Consider the following 2,040-nt stretch of genomic DNA (forward strand, 5'->3'; position numbering starts at 1 on the left):
CTTGTGTATGTCAATTCCAATAAATAACTTCGGTGTGGCAGTTTGTTCAGTGTTCATATCTTATAATTTTTAGTGAAATTTAAAGATACTAGACTTTCTGCTTTTTCATGGATGCTAACAAAAATGGCGAATTTATTGCTGAAACGAGAGATTTGTTTATTTTTAGAAAAGTAAAAGTTTAACCGAAAAACTTGCGCATTTTAAGCTCGCCACTTTCGTTATGCGCGAGACGTTATGCATCATTCAAATTGAAACTACAAACAAATTAGAACTGATAAAATATCCTTATATTTGTAAGATTTCAAAAAGCAAAAAATATGTATAACTCAATAGAAATTGACCGAAAAAAACTTACGATAATGGGCGTCAAGTTTTCAGATTTAAAGACATTGGAAAACACTGCAAGTGCTATTGGAAGCAATATGTTTGAAGGATTTAGACCAACGCAAAGAAGTATTGAAATCATAAGAGATTATATAATAGGTAAAATATCTATAGACGATTTAATAATTTATACGAAGAAAAAGACCTATGTCTAATTCTTACAGATATGTTGATCCTGATTATACTTATATCGACCCAAAATCAGGAGTGCTAAAAAACTTAGCTGATATTACTAACTCAGAAGATTTACTTTTTTTTGAGAGTGTTACAGTAACAAAACGAATTAATGAATTACATAACAATCCAATCAAAATAAATGGAATTGAAAGCTTATTTTCGATTCATCAACATTTATTTCAAGATATTTACGATTGGGCAGGTAAGAAAAGACTTGTTGAAATAAGTAAAGATGGAAAACAATTTTTCCCAACATCTCATTTCGAAAATGCTTGTAATTTTATTGATACTTTGATAGAAAGTTTCAAGAAAACTAAAAGAGATGATAGAAATGAAATTGCCGAAAAACTAGCTGAAATATTAGACAACGTTAATTATTTACATCCATTCATAGATGGTAATGGAAGAGCTCAAAGAGAATTCTTAAGAATGTTGGCTCTTGAGAAAGGAATATCTTTAAACTTAAACCCACCTGACGATGAAAATGTTTATGAAAGATATATGCAAGGAACGGTAAATAGTGATGTCAAAATATTGAAAGAATTGATTTTTGAATTAATCAGTTGAATTAAGAACGATGCATAACAGCGTATATAGTTTATGGCGGAATTAGATCAAAACTCAAAGTTTTTGTATTTTTAGAAACGTAAAACCTTAACCGAAAAACTTGCGCATTTTAAGTCGCCACTTATGTTATGCGCGGACCGTTGCCAGTAATGCGAAAAAATCGTTTTACAATTAAACATTAAGATAAAAATTGTATTTTTGGATAAAATATTTTAAAGATGGATTTACAAACTAGAAAACTCAATTTAATAACCTATTTGGCTCAAATTAAGGACGAAATATTTTTTGATAATTTAGAAAATTATATTTTAAAAAGAGAAGTTAAGCGTAACCCTGACTTAAATCCGTTTACTGTTGATGAGTTAATTGATAGAATTGAGAAGTCTGAATTGGATTTTGAAAATGGAAATTTTAAAAGTCAAGAAGATTTAGAGAAAATATCCGCAAATTGGTAGGGATGAAAATAGTTTGGACTGATTTTGCAATCAGAAATTTGAAAGATATTTTTGATTTTTATTGTGCTCAAGCTAATAAAAAAGTTGCCCATAAAATTAGAAGACAAATTCTTAGTTCTTCTAAACAATTAATAAACAATCCATATACTGGTCCAGTTGAACCAAACCTAACTAGATTAAAGAAAAATCATAGATATTTAGTAAGTGGAAATTATAAATTAATTTACAGAATAATAGATAATCAAGTCATAATTAATGATGTTTTTGACACAAGACAAAACCCATCTAAAATGAATGACGAAAAATGAATATCTGAATAAAGCACTACTGGCAACAGCGCATCCTATGAAAAGCAATCAACCTGATCTTCCTTCAAATTTATGATATTTTCTTATTAGTTATCTCATTATTTTTTAATTTTCTATCACGTTTTATATAATTTGAAGCTTGCTTCACA

General features: G+C 28.4%; 4 protein-coding genes. All 4 read left to right on the plus strand.

The genetic code is table 11. The annotated features are described in order from the left end of the window. Positions 1 to 359: 359 nt before the first annotated feature. The 4 genes from IEV72_RS13530 to IEV72_RS13545 all read left to right on the plus strand — a co-directional run bounded on the left by IEV72_RS13530 (position 360) and on the right by IEV72_RS13545 (position 1,891). Positions 360 to 539 carry an antitoxin VbhA family protein gene (locus IEV72_RS13530; protein WP_229731937.1) on the plus strand — a complete coding sequence of 60 codons (180 nt, stop codon included), beginning with the start codon at positions 360 to 362 and terminating at the stop codon, positions 537 to 539. Beyond that, positions 532 to 1,128, plus strand: coding sequence for a Fic/DOC family protein (locus IEV72_RS13535; protein WP_188459655.1), 597 nt, complete (start codon positions 532 to 534; stop codon positions 1,126 to 1,128). Before IEV72_RS13530 ends, IEV72_RS13535 begins: the two co-directional genes overlap by 8 nt. A gap of 218 nt (positions 1,129 to 1,346) precedes the next feature. Then, positions 1,347 to 1,583, plus strand: coding sequence for a hypothetical protein (locus tag IEV72_RS13540; protein ID WP_188459656.1), 237 nt, complete (start codon positions 1,347 to 1,349; stop codon positions 1,581 to 1,583). A 2-nt stretch (positions 1,584 to 1,585) separates the two neighbouring features. Further along, positions 1,586 to 1,891 (plus strand): type II toxin-antitoxin system RelE/ParE family toxin, encoded by a 306-nt coding sequence (locus IEV72_RS13545; RefSeq protein ID WP_188459657.1) that lies wholly within the window; start codon positions 1,586 to 1,588, stop codon positions 1,889 to 1,891. Positions 1,892 to 2,040: the final 149 nt, after the last annotated feature.

It is taken from the genome of Psychroflexus planctonicus, assembly GCF_014640195.1.
Classification (GTDB): Bacteria; Bacteroidota; Bacteroidia; order Flavobacteriales; family Flavobacteriaceae; genus Psychroflexus; species Psychroflexus planctonicus.